The 2,351-nt window shown below is 38.6% G+C and carries 3 protein-coding genes and 1 pseudogene; all 4 read left to right on the forward strand.

The genetic code is table 11. The features are described from left to right. The coding region (locus tag F6K22_RS38930) for an alpha/beta hydrolase fold domain-containing protein (RefSeq protein WP_293110303.1) at nucleotides 1-629 on the forward strand (629 nt) is incomplete at its 5' end. A 124-nt stretch (nucleotides 630-753) separates the two neighbouring features. Then, nucleotides 754-936: a hypothetical protein gene (locus F6K22_RS38935; protein WP_293110304.1), complete on the forward strand. Its 183-nt coding sequence runs from the start codon at nucleotides 754-756 to the stop codon at nucleotides 934-936. A 27-nt stretch (nucleotides 937-963) separates the two neighbouring features. Continuing rightward, a pseudogene (locus F6K22_RS38940) lies at nucleotides 964-1,176 on the forward strand (hypothetical protein); the annotation flags it as partial. An 83-nt stretch (nucleotides 1,177-1,259) separates the two neighbouring features. Next, complete coding sequence (locus F6K22_RS38945; protein WP_363275396.1) at nucleotides 1,260-1,568, forward strand: hypothetical protein; 309 nt, start codon at nucleotides 1,260-1,262, stop codon at nucleotides 1,566-1,568. Nucleotides 1,569-2,351 lie beyond the last annotated feature (783 nt).

Consider the following 2,351-nt stretch of genomic DNA (forward strand, 5'->3'; position numbering starts at 1 on the left):
TCGATGCTACAAGATTACGGGTGGTGTCTATTGACTATACTGTAGCTCCCTTTGCCAAATGGGCTGAGGTTACAGATCAGGTCATTCAGGTAATTAAAGCACTAATAACAGAAGATTATAGCCTTCAGAATATAGGCATTTATGGAGATTCTGCTGGGGGTGGACTAGCTGCTGGAACAGTACTGAAAATGCGTGACCAGGGTTTAGGAATGCCTGCTACAGTCGTGCTTTGGTCGCCCTGGTCAGATATTACAGAAACAGGTGATACTTATGCTACTCTCAAAAATCACGACCCAATAATATTGAAATCATACTCCTTGACTAACATAGCTAATACTTACGCCGATCCTGCCGATCAGAAAAATCCTTACGTTTCTCCTGTTTATGGGGACTATACCAAAGGTTTTCCGCCAACCTTGATTCAGGTTGGGACAAAAGAAATTTTCTTGAGTAATTCTGTTCGTCATTATCAAGCTCTCGATCGGGCAAACATATCAGTTAAGTTAGATCCGTATGAGGGAATGTGGCACGTCTTTCAAGAACTTAACTGGGAGTTGCCAGAGTCAGAGCTAGCGCGACAAAAGATGGCTGTTTTTCTGTCAGAGCATCTGAACTATAAATACTATTAAAACTCTAAAACTTGTAAGTCTTGCTAAAATCAAATTCATAGAAGTAGACTTTCCATGCAAAAATTAGAGAAGTTCTGTGGAACATCTCTACAGATAAATTTCAGTTTGAGACTTAAAAATAACTATGCAAATTTTTCGTCAATATATTGCTCCATTAATCGTGGTAATCATATTTTTAATTGCTATGGTGGCAGTCAGCGCTCGTATATTTCTACCAGGAGATTTAGCAGCACCAGCTCCGACAGAGGAATTAAGTTCTCCTCAAGAAGCAGCCATGCTATCTACACCTAATATTTATTTTTCCTAATATCAACAGTCTCTATGTTTATCCGAGAGAGAGTTTAAGTGTGAACACTGCGGTTTCGGTTGTGATAGAGATTTAAATGCTGGTTTAAATCTAACTATGGCGGTCAGTGAGAGCTACGCTCCGCGTTCCGCATTTCGCAATCTTGGTTGCGTTACGCCAGTTTTGCGAAGCAACAGCAAACGACCGCGTGTTCCTGTGGACTGGATAACGCCGACGTTGCCGAGTGGGAAGCAGGAATAGAACAGATAGTTGTAGATTTTTACAGATTATTGTAGGTTTCTAAGAACGGTTCCGGTATAGACAGGGCGATACTGGTTAAATTTATGAATCGCACTTATCGGGAACTTTTCCTAGAGCAAGATTTTAGTCATCTAGCCAAAACTGTCGATTGCTATTTATCTACTCAGACTCCTGTTTGGTGGGTTGAGGTTATCGGTACTCCAACTTCACCAGTAGGTTGTCCGTGGTTAGGTAATGCTATAAATCTGGTTGAGGGCGCTCGGGTGACTCATATCTTTCTGTTGTACGTTTCCGTTCTACTAAACTTACCCAAACTGACCCATACCGGAATTGTACGAGCTTTGGCAGCTCAGTTCCTGCTTCAGGTACATACCACTGACTCAAGTCTGTAGGAAAGCGCTATAAAAAACCACTACTATCAAAAGTACCAAGAAAATAAGGATGCAATCTAATTAACCAATCTTCCCTACAGTTGCCCAAGTAGTTACGCAATGGTCTAATTTTTCCACTATTGTTTCTCAACTGTTGGCTATTTCTACTTTTTATAGGACTTACGCAAAGACCTTATATATAGAGTTCAAAAACTATAACGATCTAGTTTTTTCCGCTATATGTAGTACCTCTGCGTAAGTCCTGTTTTATTAACTACCTACAACCAATGGTGAATATTTTCTTTCTCTGAGTAATTCTAGCAATTTTACTGGATTATCCTATGCAGTTTTTACAGAGACAAAGGTTGCCGAGAGCTTGGAGCTTGGCAATAGTTTTGTTAGTAGGACTGTTACTAAATTATTGGCTTAGGTTTGTTAATCATACCAGCACTAATTAATGGGACTTACACAACTTTTTTTGTCAAAAATTATTTATCTAATTGAGGGATAAAATATCATAGCATTTTATTGCTTTTTTTCTTCCTTCTTCCTTGAAATTGTTATAATCATGAAGTCTAGGATCAAAAAATAAAAATTGTTATATAGCAATCCTAAATGATTTGTGATAATTTTTATAATAGTTAAGATTGACGAAAAACCTTGAAAATTCTGAGGACTGTACGGGCGATTCCCTCTTCGCCCCTAAGACTCTGTCCTCCTAACAACCACAAAAATATTACAATTGTGCAGAGGATTGCTATATGTTTTGATTATGAGACAAATCATGGTAATTATTTTCCGGAT

Source organism: Okeania sp. SIO2F4 (assembly GCF_010672385.1).
Classification (GTDB): domain Bacteria; phylum Cyanobacteriota; class Cyanobacteriia; order Cyanobacteriales; family Microcoleaceae; genus Trichodesmium.